Source organism: Luteibacter sp. KNZ12-1A, assembly GCF_056755675.1.
The window spans coordinates 1-2,636 of record NZ_JBPGXU010000185.1 but is presented as its reverse complement, the minus strand read 5'-3'; the positions used below and the strand labels follow the sequence as shown (position 1 = coordinate 2,636).

1 protein-coding gene and 1 riboswitch are annotated in these 2,636 nt (G+C 65.9%); the gene reads right to left on the bottom strand.

Going from position 1 to position 2,636, the window contains the following annotated elements; translation table 11 throughout:
- Nucleotides 1-124 precede the first annotated feature (124 nt).
- Nucleotides 125-2,065: a response regulator gene (locus ACR9ZJ_RS19205; RefSeq protein WP_481288669.1), complete on the bottom strand. Its 1,941-nt coding sequence runs from the start codon at nt 2,063-2,065 to the stop codon at nt 125-127.
- Between the two features lie 143 nt (nt 2,066-2,208).
- A riboswitch (cobalamin riboswitch) is annotated at nt 2,209-2,420 on the top strand.
- Nucleotides 2,421-2,636: the final 216 nt, after the last annotated feature.

Here is a 2,636-nt window from a genome sequence, read left to right as displayed (position 1 = left end):
GTCGGCTCCCACCAGAGCATGGATGCCTCCAGCCCTTGGTGGGATCCGCCTCCGGCCCCTGGTGGGAGCCGACCCTGTCGGCGATGCTCTCGACCTTGTGGGAGCCGACTTGTCGGCGATGCTCCTAGCGGCCCGCGATCCGCCCGATCGCATCGATCAGGTCGGCCACCCCATACGGCTTCACGATGATCCGCGTGTGCATGTCGCACTCCACGCCATTGGCCGTATGGTCACCCGTGGCGTAGATCACCGGCAGGCCGGGCTGCGTTTCTCGCAACCGCTCGGCCAGGTCCACCCCGTTCATCCCGGGTAGCCCGACATCGGCGAGAAGGACGTCGATCCTCTCGGCGGCGTGCACACGCAAGGCCTCGTTGCCGTCGCCGGCCTCGAAAGCGATATGGCCCCGGCTTTCGAGCATCTCGCAAATGGACATCCGTATCAGGGCGTCGTCCTCGACGACCAGCACGCGCAGCGAGGCCGATGGCGTGGGTGCCGCCCCCGGCACCGCCATCGGCGCCGGCGCGATCTCGGCCGCCGGGCGCGGTATCCGCGCGGCCAGCACATGGCGTACGCGCCGGGCCAGCTGTTCCTTCGTGTACGGCTTGCTCAGCAACTCCACGCCTTCATCGAGGCGGCCGCCATGCACGATGGCGTTCTCGGTATAGCCCGAGGTGAAGAGCACGGCGATTCCTGGTTGCCGTTCCATCGCCTTTCTTGCCAGTTCCGGACTGCGCAGCGGACCGGGCATCACCACGTCGGTGAAGAGCAGGTCGATCGCGATGCCACTTTCCACGATCGACAGCGCGCTCCCCGCATCGCGCGCCTTCAACACGCGATAGCCGAGGTCGCCGAGCATGCCGACCACCGTCTCGCGCACCGCGTCGTCGTCCTCCACCACCAGGATCGTCTCGTCGCCACCGCGCACGGCTTCCTCGTCCAGATCGACCAGGCGGTCTTCGCTCTGCGTGCTACGTGGCAGGTAGATCTTTACCGTGGTGCCCTCGCCGGGCTCGCTGTAGATCTTCACGTGCCCGCCGGATTGCTTGACGAAGCCGTAGACCATCGAGAGCCCGAGACCGGTGCCCCGGCCTTCGGGCTTGGTGGTGAAGAAGGGTTCGAACACCTGCTCGATGATTTCCGGGGGAATGCCTCCGCCGGTGTCGGTCACGGCGATCATCACGTACTGGCCAGGTCGCAGGTCGCCATGTGCCGCGGCATAGGCGCTGTCCAGCAGCGCGTTGCCGGCCTCGATGGTGAGCCTGCCGCGCCCTTCCATCGCGTCGCGGGCATTGAGCGCCAGGTTGAGCAGCGCGTTTTCCACGTTGCCCGGGTCGACCAGCGTGTTCCACAGGCCGCCGGCGACGACGGTTTCGATCTCGATCGCCTCGCCTAGCGCGCGGCGCAGGAGTTCGTCCATGTCGCGGATGAAGCGTCCGACATTCACGACCTTCGGTGCCAGCGGCTGGCGCCGGCCGAAGGCGAGCAGTTGCGCGGCCAGCTTGCTGCCGCGGGTCACCCCGGCCATCGCATTGGCGAGGCGCCGTTCCGCACGGGCATTGCCGGTGACGTCGGAGGCGAGAAGCTGCAGGTTCCCGCTGATCACCTGCAGAAGGTTGTTGAAGTCGTGGGCGACACCGCCGGTCAGCTTGCCGATCGCGTCCATCTTCTGCGCCTGGCGCAACTGGTCCTGGGTGAGGTCGAGCGCGAGATCGCGACCGATGCCCGCGCTGCGCCAGCCCTGATCCTCGTCGGCGGCCGGCTGAATGGACACGATGGCCGTGCCATCCCAGCGTTCCATGCATACGCGCCAGGGCGAGCCATCCACGGAGCCGAGTTCCGCCGTGCGCATACCGCTCGCGGCCAGATTCGGCAATTCCGACCTGAACCAGTCGCGGCCCGCGGCGTTCCAGATGGACAGGAATCCACCTTCGGGCAGGCGGGCCCTGGCCCAGGCATTGGCGTACAGGAGTTCACCCGTGGGAGAAAGAGCGGCCAGGCCGTAAGGTGCGGCGTCGAACGCTCGGGCGATCAGTTCATTGTCCTGCAATGCGAATGGTGAGGGCATCGATCCTGGGTGATCCGGGAGGGGGAGCGGAGTTTATCGTCGCAGGCTCATGCGCTTTGTGTAGGCCGTCGTCACAATTCGTGAACGTGGCGGGACTTACGCGATTTACACCATATCTTGTGTTGACCGGTCGAGCCATCGCCTATATCGTGTGTCCCGTTGGTGTCCGGAGAGGCGCGACTGCCCGTCGGACTTAATAGGGAATCCGGTGTGAATCCGGAACTGCCCCGCAGCGGTAAGTGGAAACGATCCCGTTCTATTGCACTGGTCCTCGGTGACTGGGAAGCGACGGGTAGGCCGGGCCCCAAAGCCCTCGTCCACGAGTCCGAAGACCTGCCAACAATCGGTGCCTGATCGGTACCGATTGTGGTGACGGCTTCCGCGGGGAAGCACGTCGCGGACCGGAGCCGCCTCGGGTGCGCTCCGTCCCGGCCTTTCCCGTATTGCCTGACCACTTCGAGCCCCGTCCGAGGGAACGGGAGTTTGAACCAGGCCTTGGGGCACGCCACACATGACCACGATGGATTCCGCAGCGCGCGAGCGCACCGAGACCTGTCTCTTATACACATCT

Coding starts and splice junctions, on each gene's coding strand:
- ACR9ZJ_RS19205 (WP_481288669.1), bottom strand. CDS start 2,065: ATGCCCTCACCATTCGCATTGCAGGACAATGAACTGATCGCCCGAGCG.